The organism is Pseudomonas sp. PB103, assembly GCF_009764635.1.
GTDB lineage: Bacteria > Pseudomonadota > Gammaproteobacteria > Pseudomonadales > Pseudomonadaceae > Aquipseudomonas.
Genome location: NZ_RWIL01000094.1, coordinates 27,352 through 43,458 on the forward strand (window position 1 = coordinate 27,352; position 16,107 = coordinate 43,458).

The window sequence follows — 16,107 nt, forward strand, 5'->3', positions numbered from 1 at the left end:
TAGCCTCACCGGATCCGGCCTTTGCGGCTTATAATCGCGGCCTTCAAACGCCCTGGCGCAGTTGTGCGCCCCGCGAACCCGGATCCTCGCCATGTTACGAATCACTGAACTCAAGCTGCCAATCGACCATCCCGAAGAAGACCTGCGCCCTGCCATCGTGCAGCGTCTGGGCATCGCCAGCGATGATCTGCTCGATTTCACCTTGTTCAAGCGCAGCTACGATGCGCGCAAAAAGTCCTCCGAACTGTGCTTCATCTACACCATCGACCTCAGCGTGCGCGACGAGGCCAAGGTGTTGGGCAAGTTCGCCGACGACCGTAACGTCAACGTGGCGCCGGATGTCAGCTACAAATTCGTAGGTGAAGCGCCGAGTGACCTGAGCCAGCGCCCGATCGTTGTCGGTTTCGGCCCGTGCGGCATCTTCGCCGGCCTGCTGCTGGCACAAATGGGTTTCAAGCCGATCGTCCTCGAACGTGGCACCGAAGTCCGTCAGCGCACCAAAGACACCTGGGGCCTGTGGCGTAAAAGCGTACTCAACCCAGAATCCAACGTGCAGTTCGGCGAAGGCGGCGCGGGCACGTTCTCCGACGGCAAGCTGTACAGCCAGATCAAGGATCCGAAGTTCCTTGGCCGCAAAGTCCTGCACGAGTTCGTCAAGGCCGGCGCGCCGGAAGAAATCCTCTACGTCAGCAAACCGCACATCGGTACGTTCCGTCTGACCGGCATGGTTGAAAACATGCGCGAGCAGATCCGCGAACTCGGCGGCGAAGTGCGCTTCCAGGAACGCGTCACCGACGTACTGATCGAAGACGGCCAACTGGTCGGCGTCGAGCTGGCCAGCGGCGAAACCCTGCATTCGAAACACGTGGTTCTGGCCCTCGGCCACAGCGCCCGCGACACCTTCCGCATGCTCCACAGCCGTGGCGTGTTCATGGAAGCCAAGCCGTTCTCGGTGGGTTTCCGCATCGAACACCCGCAATCGCTGATCGACCGTGCGCGCTTGGGCAAGTACGCCGGCCACCCGAAACTAGGTGCCGCCGACTACAAACTGGTGCACCACGCCAAGAACGGCCGTTCGGTCTACAGCTTCTGCATGTGCCCGGGCGGCACCGTGGTCGCGGCGACCTCCGAGCCGAACCGCGTGGTCACCAACGGCATGAGTCAGTACTCGCGTAACGAGCGCAACGCCAACTCCGGCATCGTTGTCGGTATTACCCCGGAAGTCGATTATCCGGGCGGCCCGCTGGCAGGGATCGAGTTGCAGGAACGTCTGGAATCCCACGCGTTCATTCTGGGTGGCAGCGATTACAAGGCGCCGGCGCAACTGGTCGGCGACTTCATTAATGACATTCCCTCGACCGAGCTGGGCGAAGTCGAGCCCTCGTACAAGCCGGGCGTGGCGCTGGGCGACCTCGCGCTGGCGTTGCCGGACTTTGCCATTGAGGCCATCCGCGAGGCCTTGCCGGCATTCGAGAAGCAGATTCGCGGGTATTCGCTGCACGATGCGGTGTTGACCGGGATCGAGACGCGCACCTCGTCGCCGCTGCGCATTACGCGTAACGAGACGCTGCAGAGCATGAACGTGAAGGGCTTGTTCCCCGCCGGTGAAGGCGCCGGTTATGCGGGCGGGATTCTGTCGGCGGGTGTTGACGGGATTCGCATTGCCGAAGCCGTGGCGCGCGACATCCTCGGCCTGACTGAGTGATCAGCATCCCCTGACATCCCCCCCTGTGGGAGCTGGCTTGCCAGCGATGACGGACTCAGTTTCAACATTAATGTTGACTGAACCACTGCCATCGCTGGCAAGCCAGCTCCCACATTGATTTCGGTGTGTCAGATGTTGGCGCGCAGGACTGAGGTCGGCAGCGGTTCACCGCGCTCGGCACTCGCTGTCACGGCTTCGATCAACCCACTCAGCTCATAGCCCTGCGCTTTCAGCCAATCCTGATCGTAATACGTGTCGGCATAGCGCTCGCCGCCATCGCAAAGAATCGCCACGATCGACCCCGACTCCCCCGCTGCTTTCATCTGCTGCGCCGCCATCAACGCGCCGATCAGATTAGTCCCGCTCGACCCGCCGACGTGCCGCCCCAGACGCTGCGCCAGATAATGCATGGCCGCCAGCGACAAGGCATCCGGCACCTTGACCATCGCATCAATCACCTTGGGCAGGAACGACGCCTCCACCCGTGGCCGACCGATACCCTCTATCCGCGAACCACACTCCAGACGCAAACTCGCATCGCCGCTCTGGTAGTAATCGAAGAACACCGAGCGCTCGGCGTCGGCACACAACACGCGCGTACAATGCTGGCGATAGCGCACATAACGGCCGAGGGTCGCGGTGGTGCCGCCGGTGCCGGGGCTGGAAATCAACCAGCTTGGTTCCGGGTGTTGCTCGTAACGCATCTGCTGAAAGATTGACTCGGCGATGTTGTTGTTCGCGCGCCAGTCGGTGGCACGTTCGGCGTAGGTGAACTGGTCGATGAAATGGCCACCATGCTCACGCGCCAGACGCTCGGATTCGGCGTAGATCTGCGTCGGATCTTGCACCAGATGACTCTGGCCACCGTAGAACGCAATCTGCGCGATCTTCTCTTTCGAGGTGGTTGCCGGCATCACCGCAATGAACGGCAAACCGAGCATCCGCGCGAAATAGGCTTCGGAAATTGCCGTCGAGCCACTGGACGCTTCGATCACCGGCGCGCCGGGTTTAAGCCAGCCGTTACACAACGCATAGAGAAACAGCGAACGTGCCAGCCGATGTTTGAGGCTGCCGGTCGGATGGCTGGACTCATCCTTGAAATACAACTCGATGCCGGCAAAACCTGGCAGCGGCAAGGGGATCAGGTGGGTGTCGGCGCTGCGCTGAAAATCCGCTTCGATGATGCGGATGGCTTCGCGGGCCCACTGTCGGTTGTCGCTCATGGTGATGGTTCTCGTTGAATCGGGCAGGAGGTCTATCTGTTCGAAAGGCTTGCTCATCAGCTTAGGAAAAATCCTCCTTCACGCACAGATACAGCTGCGTCTCAATGTGTCGGGCAACTGCTAGGCTCAGCGTGGCCGGGGCTCAGCCGCGTTGTAACGCCATATAACAAAAAAGAATATAACTTTTGTTTTAACAACTAACAGTACGGGTTAGGGTGTCCCACCTTTTTGACGATTCGATGGAGAGCGACCTTGCCTCTGCGTAGCACTTTCACGCGTTTCTTTCAGTTGGAAGCTGCCAGCGGTCTGTTATTGATCGCCGCAGCCATCCTGGCCCTGATTATCAACAACTCGCCGCTGTCGTGGCTGTACACCGGCCTGCTCGACACCCCCGTGGTGGCGCAGATCGGTGCGTTGAAAATCGCCAAACCTCTGCTGCTGTGGATCAACGACGGCCTCATGGCGATGTTCTTCCTGCTCATCGGCCTGGAAGTGAAGCGCGAGGTGCTCGACGGTCAGCTGTCCAAGCCCTCGCAGATCGTCCTGCCCGGCGCGGCGGCGATCGGCGGTATGCTGGTGCCGGCGCTGATCTACTGGTTTCTCAACCGTGACAACCCGGCGGCGCTGAGCGGCTGGGCGATCCCGACCGCCACCGACATCGCCTTCGCCCTCGGCGTACTGGCGTTGCTCGGCAAGCGTGTCCCGGTGTCGCTGAAGCTGTTCCTGATGACCCTGGCGATCATCGATGACCTCGGCGCCATCGTGATCATCGCGATCTTCTACTCCGGCGAACTCTCGACCCTGTCGTTGGGCCTGGCCGCAGCGTGCATTGCCGCGCTGGTGGCGATGAACCGGCTCGGGGTGGTCAAGCTCGGGCCGTACATGATCATCGGCCTGATCCTTTGGGTTTGTGTACTCAAGAGCGGAGTGCACGCGACGCTGGCCGGCGTGACGTTGGCCTTCTGCATCCCGCTGCGCACGAAAAACGCCGAGCCGTCGCCACTGCTGACCCTCGAACATGCGCTGCATCCGTGGGTGGCCTACGGCATCCTGCCGCTGTTCGCCTTCGCCAACGCCGGCCTTTCACTGAGCGGCGTGACCGTGGAAAGCTTCACTCACCACGTGCCGATGGGCATCGCGGTGGGCCTGCTGCTGGGCAAGACCGTCGGTGTGTTCGGCCTGACCTGGCTGGCGGTCAAAGTCGGCATCGCCGCCCTGCCCCAAGGCGCCAACTGGGGTCAGGTCATGGGCGTGGCAATTCTCTGCGGGATCGGCTTCACCATGAGCCTGTTCGTCGGTTCGCTGGCCTTTGAACCGGGCGTGAGCGACTACGCCGGGATGGATCGGATGGGCATTCTGACCGGCTCGATTCTGGCGGCGTTGATTGGTTATGCGGTGACGGCAGCGGCGAGTCGCCGCAATGCTCTGCAAAACGCCTGATACGCATATTTCTACAAAAGGCAGAGCCCTTCTATCCAGAGGGGCTTGGCTCTGAACCTTGCAAGTGTGCTATATCTTTCGTTGACAGCCGCACCTTCTCAGCACCGCTTCTGGAGTCATCCATGTCACGTAAAGCAGAAAAACGCCCAATGACGGACGATCAGATTTCCGTACAGGAATCGCGTATTCCGGACATTGCTCTGAAGGCCTTCAGCAACGCTTATAAAATGGCGCTCGCCAACGGCGCTGCGGTTCTCGTTGCCAAAGATGGTCAGCTGTTTGAAGTGACCGAGAAGACATCAATTGCTTTGCGCTCAATCGGCACCTATGGAAATCTGAAAAGCGGCACTCGCCTGCACATCAACAAATCCTCAAAACAGGCCACTTCTTGAGCACACCGAGGTTACGGATATTCGCGGGCCCGAACGGCTCAGGAAAAAGCACCTTCAATCGACTGGTTCCCGCGCATTTGCTGGGCAACTACATAAATCCTGATGACATCGAACGAGCAATCAAAGATACGGGCTATTTTGATTTCACCTCCTATCGCATCGAGGCTCACAAGGAAGACATTTTCGACTTCTTCCGTGAACATGCCCTGCTAAAGAAATCCCCACATTCACTAGCAAAGCTCGATGCCCTTACGATTGATGGCGAACGCCTCAGCTTTTCCAATACTGAAATCGACTCATACGTCGCATCCGCCCTTTCCGACTTTATACGTAGATCACTGATCAAAGAACGCATCAGTTTTACCTTTGAAACAGTCATGTCCTCCTCTGACAAAGTCAGCCTGCTCGCCGAGGCCCATCAGTCCGGTTACCGGGTTTACGTTTACTACGTCGCGACAGCCGATCCTCAGATCAATATTGCCAGGGTTGCCTATCGAGTATCCCAAGGTGGGCACAGCGTTCCTCCTGAAAAAATACAAGCGCGGTACTGGAGATCTCTTGAGCTCTTGTCTGAAGCTATCTTGACCTCGAACCGGGCCTATATTTTCGACAACTCGGATGAAGGCAGTGAAGGCCTGACGCAAATAGCGGAGATCACTGATGGCGAACTGATTGAAATTAAATCAGACACCCAGCCGCCATGGTTCAAAGAGTTCGTACTCGATAAGTTGCTGTAAGTGATGGACGCGAATTTCTCCCCAATCTTCTGACTCTTTTATAGTCTTGCTCTTCAGCAGAGCGCCAGCGGGTCTTGCGTCGAACAATTCCCACGTCTTTAGAGACGCGTCCTACAGCCACAATTTTCCTGCTTCGTTAACGTTGCCCAGCCCTTTGCAAAGGGCTGTCGATGGATGAGCGAAAGGACGATCAGTGGCTGGCAACAAGGACATTCCCCGGGTTCCCAACCCACCGCAAGGCGACGGGCATCACGTCACCCAACGCTTCATGAAAGCCAGCGAATTGGCCGCACGCGACGCCAGACAAAACGCTTACGACGCCATGTTGGCGCGGCAGGAGGCTTTCGAGCGTAGCTGTGAGGCGGCGGTCAAAAAAGCCAACCCAGAGCGGGCCGGCTGCGTATTCGCCAAGTCCTGCAACTTGCCGGATGCAATCATCGACTACTCGAGTCCCTCGGGGATGGTGCCGACCGACAGCCTGAAGGATTACGGCGATCTCATCCTGCTCGGTGCCCGCGAAGCCGATGAAAGCGGTGCAGTTCATCTCAAGAAAATCGGTGCAACGGTCATCCCTACAGGATTTGGCAGTTTTGCGTTGGCAGGTTCGGCTTTCAAAGCTCTGCCCGCAATTGTATCCAGCCCGGTGATTACGCCATTGGTGGGTCTGGTGGCGCTGTTCATGCCATCGAGCCTTGGTGACAGCGCGCTGTATACCGAGGAGCAATTGCGCGGCCTTCAACAGGCGCGAACTCGCGTCCGGTTGAGAGTCGAGCAACAGGCTGATGGAAGCTTGAAGGGCTACGGCTTCTACACCGGCAAGCATCGCGATTGGGAAATGGTTGATGTCGTGCAATTCAGCGCGCGGGGCAGCGAGTTTATTGCCGATCTTGGTGAAGACGTAGAACTGATCTGGACACCTGCTGTGGATGGCTCGGACATCCTCGGCATTCCTGCGCTGGAGGCTGCACCGCAAGCACCGCATATCTGGGTTTATCCGCCGACGAACGCTGCGGACGGGATTCTGGTCAATCCGGTTTATCCGCCGGAGTACAAAGATTTCATACTGGTGTTTCCGGTGGGGTCGGGTGTTAGGCCGGTTTATATTGTTCTAAATATACGACGCCACGGTACCGCCGAAGCTGGCCATACCTACCATCCTGCTCCCGAAACAAGCGATATCACCGCATTTCCCGGTTTGAAAAGAGCAAAAAAGAAAACCCCATACGCGGGTGGTCTCCGAGATCGCTGGACGGATGTGAAAGGTAGAACAATATATGAATGGGATTTTCTGCATGGAGAGCTTGAGACATACCGGGCAAGTGATGGCACTCACTTGGGTTCGTTCGACCATAAAACCGGTAAGCAGCTAGATCCGCCGAAAAAGAAGAAGCGCAGCATCAAGAAATATCTATGAGGGATCTATGGGACTAAGAGCCAGGCTTGAATGGTATGACAAGAAAACGGGACTGGGAGAAGGAGAAGAATTATCGAAGGACTTCTGTGACGACGGTTCAATTATCGAATCACTTGGAATGCCAATCGAAAATAATGTGAACAACGGAGGATTCGATGTGCCCTCGCAATGGGTCGATATCTTGCAACCCCACTTCAGACAAACCATTGATTTATCTTCTTTCGACTTTCAGATCGCTTTCGTCTACCGCGACCATTGGTAAGCAGCCAACAAAAAACCCCGACCAGTCACCTGATCGGGGTTTTCTTTACCCTGCATCCCGCTTAGTGCGAAACGCGGCTGGTCCCGCCAACGGTGGAGATGCGCACGCGCTCGCCAACGCGGAACACTTCGTTCTCCTGAACCTGCTGCACGTAGGCACGCATGCTGCCGTCGTCTTCACGCACGGTGATTTCCACACCTTGCGTGCGGGTCAGGCCTTCTTCTGTGGCCGAACCGATCAGACCGCCCGCCACTGCACCGATGACCGCAGCAACAATGCTGCCCTTGCCGCCACCGATGGCGCTGCCGCCAACGCCACCTACTGCTGCACCGGCGATGCCGCCGATCGGGGTTTTGGTGCCTTCGATTTTGACCGGGCGCAGGGATTCGATGGTGCCCATGCGAATCGTCTGCACGCGACGCGCTTCGTCACGGGAGTAGGAGTCACCGGTCAGGCTCGATTGGCAGCCGGTAAGCAACATCGCCATCGTGGAAAAGGAAGCAACCAGCAGAACAGACTTACGCATAGCATCAACTCCAAAGGAACATATATTCATTAAACTCCGTGGCTTGACGCCTGTCACGACGCAGCCCGGACAAATTGGCTTTCATTCAGGCGAGGTACAGACGCCTGCACTTTTCCCTATAGAAGCCCCTACAGTAGCGCCAAATTCCAGATTCTGCGCCACCGACACCAAGGATTTTCATGGATTACTTGATCATCGTCGTCACCACGGCCGCCGGTTTGTACTTCCATGGGTGGTTGTACGTGCGGATCAAACGCTGGATGGATCGCGACCTGGCGCTGTCGCTGGCCGGCAAGGATGAGGGCAAACGGGCCTTCATGCTCGAGCAGTTGGCGAACGCTCAGGCGCAGAAGATCAAGCGCCGGGATCTGCCGCAGTGACTTGAGGCCGCTGCGGCAGGCTATCCCGCTCGGTAGACTGCTCAGGGTGCCAGACGTTCAAGAATCCAGTCAGCGCCCTGCACACGGTAGTTGAGGCGATCGTGCAGACGGCTCGGACGGCCCTGCCAGAATTCGATGCGCTCAGGCAGCAAGCGATAACCGCCCCAATGTTGCGGGCAGTCGGGCTGAGTATCGGAAAAGCGCTGTTCGGTCGCCTTGAGCAAATCCTCCAGTTCACCGCGCCCGTTGATCACCCGGCTCTGCGGTGAAGCCCAGGCGCCGAGACGGCTGCCCAACGGACGCACCTGGTAATAGGCATCGGACTCCTCGGGCGTGACCTTCACCACCCGACCTTCGATGCGTACCTGGCGCTCAAGAGTCGGCCAGAAGAAGGTCATGGCAGCAAAAGGGTTGGCCGCCAGGTGTTGGCCCTTGGCACTCTCGTAGTTGGTGAAGAAGGTGAAACCCTGCTCGTCCAGGCCTTTGAGCAGCAGAATGCGGCAATGCGGACGGCCGTCCGCATCCACCGTGGCCAGGGTCATGGCGTTGGCTTCCACCGGCGCCTGTTCGGTTTTCACCGCGTCGGCGAACCACTGGTGGAACAACGCAAATGGCTCGGCCGGGGCTTGCGCCTCGGTCAAACCGTCCCGGGTGTAATCACGACGCATATCTGCCAGAGCCTGGGTCATGGCGCATTCCTTTTCGTTAGCGGATCACTTCTTGGTGGTATCGGTAGCGGCGACTTTCTTGTCGGTCGCGGCGGCTTTGGCTGGCGTGGTTTTCTTCGCTGGAGCCTTCGCCGGGGCTTTTTTGGCGGGAGCCTTGGCAGCGGCTTTCTTGGCCGGAGCCTTTTTCGCGGCAGGCACAGCCGCTTTTTTTGCAGCGGGGGCCGGGGTCACCGGTTTGGCCACTGGCTTGACGTCTTGCGCGGCGACCATGGTCACTGGCTTCGGCGCTGGCATGTTGTACTTGCTCAGCAGCGCGACCATGGTGTTTTGCGGGGTTACCAACAGTTCGACGCGACGGTTCAGGGCACGGCCTTCAACGCTGTCGTTGGCCGCACGTGGGGCTTCGGAACCCATGCCACGCAGCATCAGGCGATCACGCTGCAAACCGCTGAGGCGGAAAATCGCCGCAATGGCCTGGGCACGTTCCTGGCTCAATTTGATGTTGGCCGGAGCGGCACCGCTGGAGTCACTGTGGCCCAATACCAGAACGGCAGTTTTCGGGTCGGCTTCAAGGATTTTCGCCACACGGGTGAACGGGCCGAGGGTGACCGGCAGCAGCATCGCCGGACGATCCGGGTTGAACGAGCCTTCCACCGGAGCGGTCACGACCAGCACGTTTTCACGGCGTTCGAGTTGCAGGTTGCTGTCCTTGACCGCTTCACGCAGACGCGGCTCGTAGTCGTCAAGCCAGGCTTGAGTGACTTTCGGATCCGGCATCGGCACGGCTTTGGTGGTCGGCTGATCCTTGCCACCGAACGGCCACCACCACTTGCTACCGGTGTCGGCGTCAGCCTTGGCCACGGCAACCGGTTTCTTGGCTTCCGGTGCGACTTCAGCCTTCATGTCAGCCTTGGCCGCTTCATCATCGGAACCGAACGGCCAGTACCAAGGGCTGCTGCTTTCAGTTTTGGCGACCGGGGCAGTGGCAGCTGGCTTCAAAGGTGCAGGAGCCGGCTCTTTAGCGGCTACAGTGTCGGAAGAACCGAACGGCCACCAACTGCCGCCGTCCGCATCGTTTTTCGGGGTCTGTGCGCAACCGGTGATCGCTACACACAGGGCCAGGGCGAGGGTCTTTTTAGATGACATTGAAAATCCACAAAATGAAGTAATGAAAAATCAGAGCACTTTCGCCCGGATAAACAGTCGATTTGAATCGAAAAACCAGTCGAGGTTCCGACCCTGGAGCCTCTATTGACGCTTTACAGACAAGTGGCAAGTACCCGCGCAAGCTTCTGCGCGCGCGGGTCCATCAAAACGTACGGCCCAAGGGTGTTTGTCACGAATCCGAAGGCGACATCATGCTCAGGGTCAGCAAAACCAATGGAACCACCCGCGCCAGGATGACCAAACGCCCGTGGGCCGAGGCCGTAAGTGGCGTTGGCCACGTCCGGTTGATCGAGCATGCAGCCCAGACCAAAACGGGTGCGGGTCAGCAATGTTTTGTCTTCACCGAGGCTGTGTTCGCGGGTCAGCTCTTCGAGCATGTCGCTTTCGAGCAGGCTGCCGTCGAGCAAACCGGCGTAGAAACCGGCGAGGCTGCGCGCGTTACCGTGGCCGTTGGCCGCCGGTTGCTGCATGCGTCGCCATTCCGGTTTGTTGGTGCTGGTGAGCACCGACGGCGGATTGGTGAAAGCACGGGTGGTCATCGCGCTGGGTTCGCGCATCGTCACTTGCAGCAGGCGCTGAGCGGCAGCATCGCCGGCATTGCCTTTTCCGCGCGCGATGTGCGCCACGCGATGGAATTCTTCGTCGGCCAGGCCAACGTGGAAATCCAGGCCCAACGGTTTGGCCACGCGGGCAACGATGGACTCACCCGGGCCACGACCATCGGCGCGGCGCAGCAATTCACCGATCAGCCAGCCGTAGGTGATCGCGGCATACCCGTGACCGGTGCCCGGCGTCCACCACGGGGCTTCGGCCGCGAGGGCGTCGACCATGGTTTGCCAGTCGTAAAGGGCTTCGGGGGCGAGCAATTCACGCAGCGCCGGCAAGCCGGCCTGGTGGCAGAGCAATTGGCGCAGGGTCACGGATTCCTTGCCGGCAGCGGCGAATTCCGGCCAGTAGCGCGCGACCGGAACATCGAGTTGCAACTTGCCTTCGGCGACCAGTTGCAGCGCGGTGACAGCGGTAAAGGTTTTGGTGCAGGAGAACAGGTTGGCGATGGTGTCGCTGTGCCAAGCCTCGGCACCGTCCTTGTCGGCGGTACCGGACCAGAGGTCGAGGACGGTTTGTCCACCGACCTGAATGCACAAGGCTGCGCCGCGTTCCTGGGGATCGTCGAACAGTGCTGCGAAAGCCTCGCGCACCGCTTCAAATTGAAGCTCGTAATGTCCCTGAATCTGCACCCGCAACTCCCCCGCGAAAACGCTCTACAAAGTGGCCCGCATTGTTCCAGCCCTTGAGGGATTTGGGAACAGCTGCGGGCCAGACGGTTAAAAAGCCAAATCAAAAGATCGCAGCCTGCGGCAGCTCCTACATGGGATTGCGTTCCTTTGTAGGAGCTGCCGAAGGCTGCGATCTTTTAGCGTTTCAAACCTTAATGACCATTCCCCGAATGCCCACCCGCATGCCCTGCCCCCGCGCCTTTGCCGGCCTCACCTTTGCGGCCGCCTTCGGCTTCGTGCACGGGGGCTTTCTGCGCTTCCTGCCCCAACTGCTCAACTGCCTGCAAATTGCTCTTGCGCACCGTCTCGACAAAGCCCTGATACGGCAGATCCGTCACCCCGACCAAGCCGAAATGACCATTCTCGCCATCGAGCAGACGCCCGGTCACCGGTTGATCCAGATACTGGAACCAGTGCACGCCGACAATCGAAGGCTCGCTCAAGGCCTGCTTGAGGAAATTGGCGTAGGCCGGGCCACGATCTTCTTCTTTGCTCAGTTGCGTCACGCCGCCCCAGAACGGGCCGCGATCAGCAGAGCCGAAGTTGAATTCGGTAATCAACACCGGTTTGTCCAAAGCCCCCAATGCCGCGAAGTCATAACCATCCTGCGGCTTGAGCGTGTACATGTTGAAACTCAGCACATCGCAATACTGCGCGCAGGACGCCACGGCTTCCGGAGTGCTGATGGCGAAGCGACCGCCGAGCAACATCTGGTTTGGCGCGTGCCATTTCAGCGAATCGGAGATGGTCTTGAAGTAGGTGTCGGCGAAGACCTTCTGGAAATATTTGAAGTCGGCTTCGATTTCCGGGTGTTCCGGGCTCGGCAACGGTGGTTCGAAGCCCGGGTCTTCCATCAATTCCCACGCCGGCAGGTCAATGCCCCAAGCCTTCGACAACCCGGCCTGATTGCGGTACTTGTCGCGCAGTTGCTTGAGGAACGCACGCTTGGCCGGCACGTCGGTGGTCATTTTCAGCGTGCCGTAGGCCAGCGCGTAACGCGATTTCGGGTCAGCGCCGGGACCGGCCCAGGCCAGTTCGTTGTCGGCGTAATAGCCGATCAGCCACGGATCGTCACGGTGATCGCGGGCAGCAATGGCCACGGCGCGCTCGGTGGCCATGGCAAAACGCGGGTCGAACGGATCGGGCATGCCGCCCCACCAGTCGCTGCCGGTGCTGATGCTGGTGTAGTCACCAACGATCGACAGAGGCAAGGTGTACGGCACCCGCTCGGCATCGCCCAGCTCAGGCGCGCTCCAGTTGCCGACCGTGTTGAAGCCCCAGGCTTGCAGGCGATCAAGCGTGTGGTTGGCCCACTGCGACTCATCAATTGCTGCTTTACACGGCGCGGGAGCCTTTTCGCTGGCCACTTGCACGGTTTCAGTCTTGGCCGCTTCGGCGACGCCAGACTTCGGCTCAGCCGGTACAGCGGCAGGTTCTGATGCCTTGGCGGCAGCGGTTTCAGCCGCTTCAGCTTTCGCCGCTTCAGCAACGCCGGATTTGCTTTCGCTGTCCGCTTTGCACGGTTCGCCGTACACACGCTGCAAATTGGCGCCATAGAAGTCGTACCAACGCCCGTTACCGTGGCCACGGCCCTGATCGGCGCCGTTGCCACCTCGGTTATCGCCTTCGCCAAAATGCCTGGCCAGTGGCTCGTCAGCTTTGGGCAGCGATTCGAACATGTACTCGCGACCGGCCACGTAGGTCTGGTTGACGTCCGGGCTGACGGTGTTGACGCCAAGGGAGTAGAACGGGTGCCCTTCAGGCGTCACCAGATACCAGCGGCCATCACGCTTTTCCGTGCGGAAGAAGCCACTGGCCTTGAACGCCGGGCCTTTGTTCCAGCCACCGAACTTGTCCAACGAGGACTTCTCGCGCTCGGCCAGCCAGGTTTTCAGCTGTTGCTGTTCCTTGGCGGCGGCGGATTTCAGTTGTTCGTCATTGGCGACTTTTTCCGGCCATTTGCTGCGGGTCGATTGCCCGTAGGCGTCGACCAGATTGCCGTAAACAGCCTGGGTCACCGAGTCGCCGTCCTGCACACCGAAACGCTCGAGCAGCAGGCTCTGGGCGACTTTCGGTTGATCCATCGACAAGCTCACCGAGACCACCTGGCTGCGATCAATTTCACCGCTGCTGCTGGCCAGCAAAATCCGCTGGCCATCGACGGTCATCGGCATCGGCGGGCCGGCCTTCATGCCCTGGCTCAACGGTGCAGTCGCCACCAGTGGCACCAGCAACGTCTGCGCAGGACCTGCCGGCAGATCGACGCGGCTGACCAGCGTGCGGCCGTCATTGCTCTGGATCTGAACGTATACGGTGACAGCCCAGTTCATCGCGCTCTGCAAGCGCAGGGTCATCATCCCCGACTGCGACCAATCCCAGGCACCGGTTTGCGGGGTCAGGCGCAAAGTCGGGCGGGCCACCGGATTGAAGGTTACCCGGCGCAGCACTTCGCCTTCAGCCGTCTGTTCGGCATTGGCTTGCGGCAAATCGGCGTTTTCCGTGGCGATCTTTACCACGTCGGCCGGACGCACAAAGTTGAACAGGGTCTGCTGACCGGCTGGCGCTGCGAGCAACGGCGCAGCGAAGATCAAGGCGAAAACGGCAGGCAACGAACGGCGAATCATAAGAACGGAGTTCTCCCTAACGACCAACTGAGGCCAATGGAAAAGCGATGGCAGAGAGATAGACAACGCAGTGGGCAAAACTGCCCACTGATGTCTCAGGATATTTCACGACGGAAGGGCGGCAACGCATTGAGGATCGCCTTGCCATAGCGCTGGGTGACCAGGCGCCGATCGAGCAAGGTGATGGTGCCGCGGTCTTCTTCGGTGCGCAGCAGACGCCCGCAGGCCTGAACCAGCTTCAGCGAGGCATCGGGCACGGAGATTTCCATGAACGGATTGCCGCCACGGGCTTCGATCCATTCCGACAACGCCGCTTCGACCGGGTCGTCCGGCACCGAGAACGGGATCTTGGCGATCACCACGTGCTCGCAGTACGCACCCGGCAAGTCGACACCTTCGGCAAAACTGGCGAGACCGAACAGCACGCTGGAATCACCGCCATCCACCCGCGCCTTGTGCTTGTTCAGGGTTTCCTGTTTCGACAGGTTGCCTTGAATGAACACTTGCTTGCGCCAGTCGCGGTCGAGGCCGTCGAACACGTCCTGCATCTGTTTGCGCGAAGAAAACAGCACCAGCGTGCCGCGCGAGCCTTCGACCAGATCCGGCAGATCACGAATGATCGCAGCGGTGTGCGCGGGGGCATCACGCGGATCGGCCTTCAGGTCCGGCACGCGCAACACGCCGGCATCGGCGTGATGGAACGGGCTCGGCACCACGGCGGTGACGGCTTTTTTCGGCAGACCGGCGCGCATGCGGAAGCGGTCGAAAGTGCCCAGCGCCGTCAGCGTTGCCGAGGTCACCAGGCAACCATAGGCCACGTTCCACAGACTGCGGCGCAGGGTTTCGGCAGCGAGGATCGGGCTGGCGTTGACCTCGATGTCAAACAGCGAGCCGCTTTCGGCCAGGGTCAGCCAACGCGCCATCGGCGGGCTGTCTTCCGGGTCTTCAGCGGTGAACGCGGTCCACAGTTCCCAGTTGCCGGAGGCGCGGGACAACAGGCTGCCGAACAACGGATACCACTCTTCGGCCTGATTGCTGGCGATACCGATGTTGACCTCGCCGTCCATGCCTTCCTTGAGCAGGTCGGTCAGACGGGTGAACAGATCGTTGAGGCGCGAAAAGCCTTTTTTCAGCTCGATGCCCATTTCGCGCATGTGCTCGGGAATCACCCCGGCGACGAAACGATGACGCGGCCGCTCACGGCCCTCGACATCTTCGCCGGGTTTGAAATCGGCAACCTGCTCACAGGCGCTGAACATGAACTGTTGCTGGGCCTTGATCTCCCGCGCCAGCTCCGGCACCTGCTCGATCAACTTGCCGAGATCGCCCGGCAGCGGATGCTGGGCCAGCAGTTTGGTGAGGTTCTTCGCGGTGGTTTCCAGCCAGTCAGCGGTGGAACGCAGGCGCGTGTAGTGGGCGAAGTGGCCGATGGCCTTGTCCGGCAGGTGGTGGCCTTCGTCGAACACGTAAATGGTGTCGCGCGGATCGGGAAGCACTGCCCCGCCGCCCAAGGCCAAGTCAGCCAGGACCATGTCGTGGTTGGTGACGATCACGTCGACCTTGCCCATGCCTTCGCGGGCCTTGTAGAAGGCGCACTGGCCGAAGTTCGGGCAATGACGGTTGGTGCACTGGCTGTGATCGGTGGTCAGGCGCGCCCAATCGGCGTCTTCCAGCGCGTTGGGCCAGCTGTCGCGGTCGCCGTCCCATTTATTGCCGGCAAGCTTTTCGATCATGCTGGTGAACAGCTTCTGACTGGCCTCATCGACCTCAATCTTGAAGCCTTCTTCTTCGAACAGCTGGGCGGTGGCGGTTTGCGCGTGGCCTTCCTGCAAGAGCATGTCGAGTTTGGACAGGCACATGTAGCGGCCACGGCCCTTGGCCAGCGCGAAAGTGAAATTCAGCCCGCTGTTGCGCATCAGGTCGGGCAAATCCTTGTAGACGATCTGCTCTTGCAGGGCGACGGTCGCGGTGGCGATCACCAGACGCTTGCCGGCGGCTTTGGCCGTGGGGATCGCCGCCATGCTGTAGGCCACGGTCTTGCCGGTACCGGTGCCGGCTTCCACCGCAACAATTGCGGGGTCGCCACTGCGCCGGCCTTCGTCGTCGGTGTCGATATCCCCGAGGACTTTGGCGATTTCAGCGATCATCAGGCGCTGGCCGTAACGCGGCTTGAGGCTCTTGGCCTCTAGAAAACGCGAGTAGGCGCCCTGGATCGTGGTTTTGAGTTCAGTGCTGATCATTGAGTGTCGGGCGCAAAAACGCTGGATAAATTTTCAGTGGTTCGGTTCGGCG

Annotated in this window: 14 protein-coding genes; 7 read left to right on the plus strand and 7 right to left on the minus strand. The window is 59.7% G+C overall.

Going from position 1 to position 16,107, the window contains the following annotated elements; all coding sequences use genetic code 11:
* Positions 1-91 precede the first annotated feature (91 nt).
* Positions 92-1,705, plus strand: coding sequence for an NAD(P)/FAD-dependent oxidoreductase (locus EJA70_RS16365; RefSeq protein WP_158832024.1), 1,614 nt, complete (start codon positions 92-94; stop codon positions 1,703-1,705).
* 128 nt (positions 1,706-1,833) lie between these two features.
* Here the strand turns inward: EJA70_RS16365 and EJA70_RS16370 are convergent, their stop codons facing one another.
* Entirely contained in the window at positions 1,834-2,928 is a 1,095-nt protein-coding gene (locus tag EJA70_RS16370; protein ID WP_158832026.1) for a PLP-dependent cysteine synthase family protein, read from the minus strand.
* A 252-nt stretch (positions 2,929-3,180) separates the two neighbouring features.
* On the opposite strand from EJA70_RS16370, the gene nhaA reads away from it, so the two are divergent.
* The 5 genes from nhaA to EJA70_RS16395 all read left to right on the plus strand — a co-directional run bounded on the left by nhaA (position 3,181) and on the right by EJA70_RS16395 (position 7,173).
* The gene (gene nhaA, locus EJA70_RS16375) at positions 3,181-4,368 is read left to right on the plus strand and encodes a Na+/H+ antiporter NhaA (RefSeq protein ID WP_008086339.1); all 1,188 of its coding nucleotides are present in this window, start codon (positions 3,181-3,183) and stop codon (positions 4,366-4,368) included.
* A gap of 122 nt (positions 4,369-4,490) precedes the next feature.
* Complete coding sequence (locus tag EJA70_RS16380) at positions 4,491-4,760, plus strand: hypothetical protein (RefSeq protein WP_158832028.1); 270 nt, start codon at positions 4,491-4,493, stop codon at positions 4,758-4,760.
* Positions 4,757-5,497, plus strand: a complete 741-nt coding sequence (locus EJA70_RS16385; RefSeq protein WP_158832030.1) for a zeta toxin family protein — start codon at positions 4,757-4,759, stop codon at positions 5,495-5,497. The genes EJA70_RS16380 and EJA70_RS16385 overlap by 4 nt, the downstream gene beginning before the upstream one ends.
* A 193-nt stretch (positions 5,498-5,690) precedes the next feature.
* Entirely contained in the window at positions 5,691-6,911 is a 1,221-nt protein-coding gene (locus EJA70_RS16390) for an S-type pyocin domain-containing protein (protein WP_158832032.1), read from the plus strand.
* Between the two features lie 7 nt (positions 6,912-6,918).
* The gene (locus EJA70_RS16395; RefSeq protein ID WP_158832034.1) at positions 6,919-7,173 is read left to right on the plus strand and encodes a colicin E3-like toxin immunity protein; all 255 of its coding nucleotides are present in this window, start codon (positions 6,919-6,921) and stop codon (positions 7,171-7,173) included.
* A gap of 61 nt (positions 7,174-7,234) precedes the next feature.
* Here EJA70_RS16395 and EJA70_RS16400 read toward each other — a convergent pair whose 3' ends face one another.
* The gene (locus EJA70_RS16400) at positions 7,235-7,699 is read right to left on the minus strand and encodes a glycine zipper 2TM domain-containing protein (protein WP_008086349.1); all 465 of its coding nucleotides are present in this window, start codon (positions 7,697-7,699) and stop codon (positions 7,235-7,237) included.
* 179 nt (positions 7,700-7,878) lie between these two features.
* Between EJA70_RS16400 and EJA70_RS16405 the strand changes: the two genes are divergently transcribed.
* Positions 7,879-8,079, plus strand: coding sequence for a hypothetical protein (locus EJA70_RS16405; RefSeq protein WP_158832036.1), 201 nt, complete (start codon positions 7,879-7,881; stop codon positions 8,077-8,079).
* A gap of 41 nt (positions 8,080-8,120) precedes the next feature.
* On the opposite strand, the gene pdxH is transcribed toward EJA70_RS16405, so the two are convergent.
* The 5 genes from pdxH to dinG all read right to left on the minus strand — a co-directional run bounded on the left by pdxH (position 8,121) and on the right by dinG (position 16,055).
* Positions 8,121-8,768 carry a pyridoxamine 5'-phosphate oxidase gene (gene pdxH, locus EJA70_RS16410; protein WP_158832038.1) on the minus strand — a complete coding sequence of 216 codons (648 nt, stop codon included), beginning with the start codon at positions 8,766-8,768 and terminating at the stop codon, positions 8,121-8,123.
* Between the two features lie 24 nt (positions 8,769-8,792).
* Positions 8,793-9,893, minus strand: coding sequence for an OmpA family protein (locus EJA70_RS16415; protein WP_158832040.1), 1,101 nt, complete (start codon positions 9,891-9,893; stop codon positions 8,793-8,795).
* A 113-nt stretch (positions 9,894-10,006) separates the two neighbouring features.
* Positions 10,007-11,152, minus strand: coding sequence for a serine hydrolase domain-containing protein (locus EJA70_RS16420; RefSeq protein WP_158832042.1), 1,146 nt, complete (start codon positions 11,150-11,152; stop codon positions 10,007-10,009).
* Positions 11,153-11,343: 191 nt separating this feature from the next.
* Complete coding sequence (locus tag EJA70_RS16425; RefSeq protein WP_158832044.1) at positions 11,344-13,815, minus strand: beta-galactosidase; 2,472 nt, start codon at positions 13,813-13,815, stop codon at positions 11,344-11,346.
* Between the two features lie 95 nt (positions 13,816-13,910).
* Positions 13,911-16,055 (minus strand): ATP-dependent DNA helicase DinG, encoded by a 2,145-nt coding sequence (gene dinG / locus EJA70_RS16430; RefSeq protein WP_008085357.1) that lies wholly within the window; start codon positions 16,053-16,055, stop codon positions 13,911-13,913.
* Positions 16,056-16,107 lie beyond the last annotated feature (52 nt).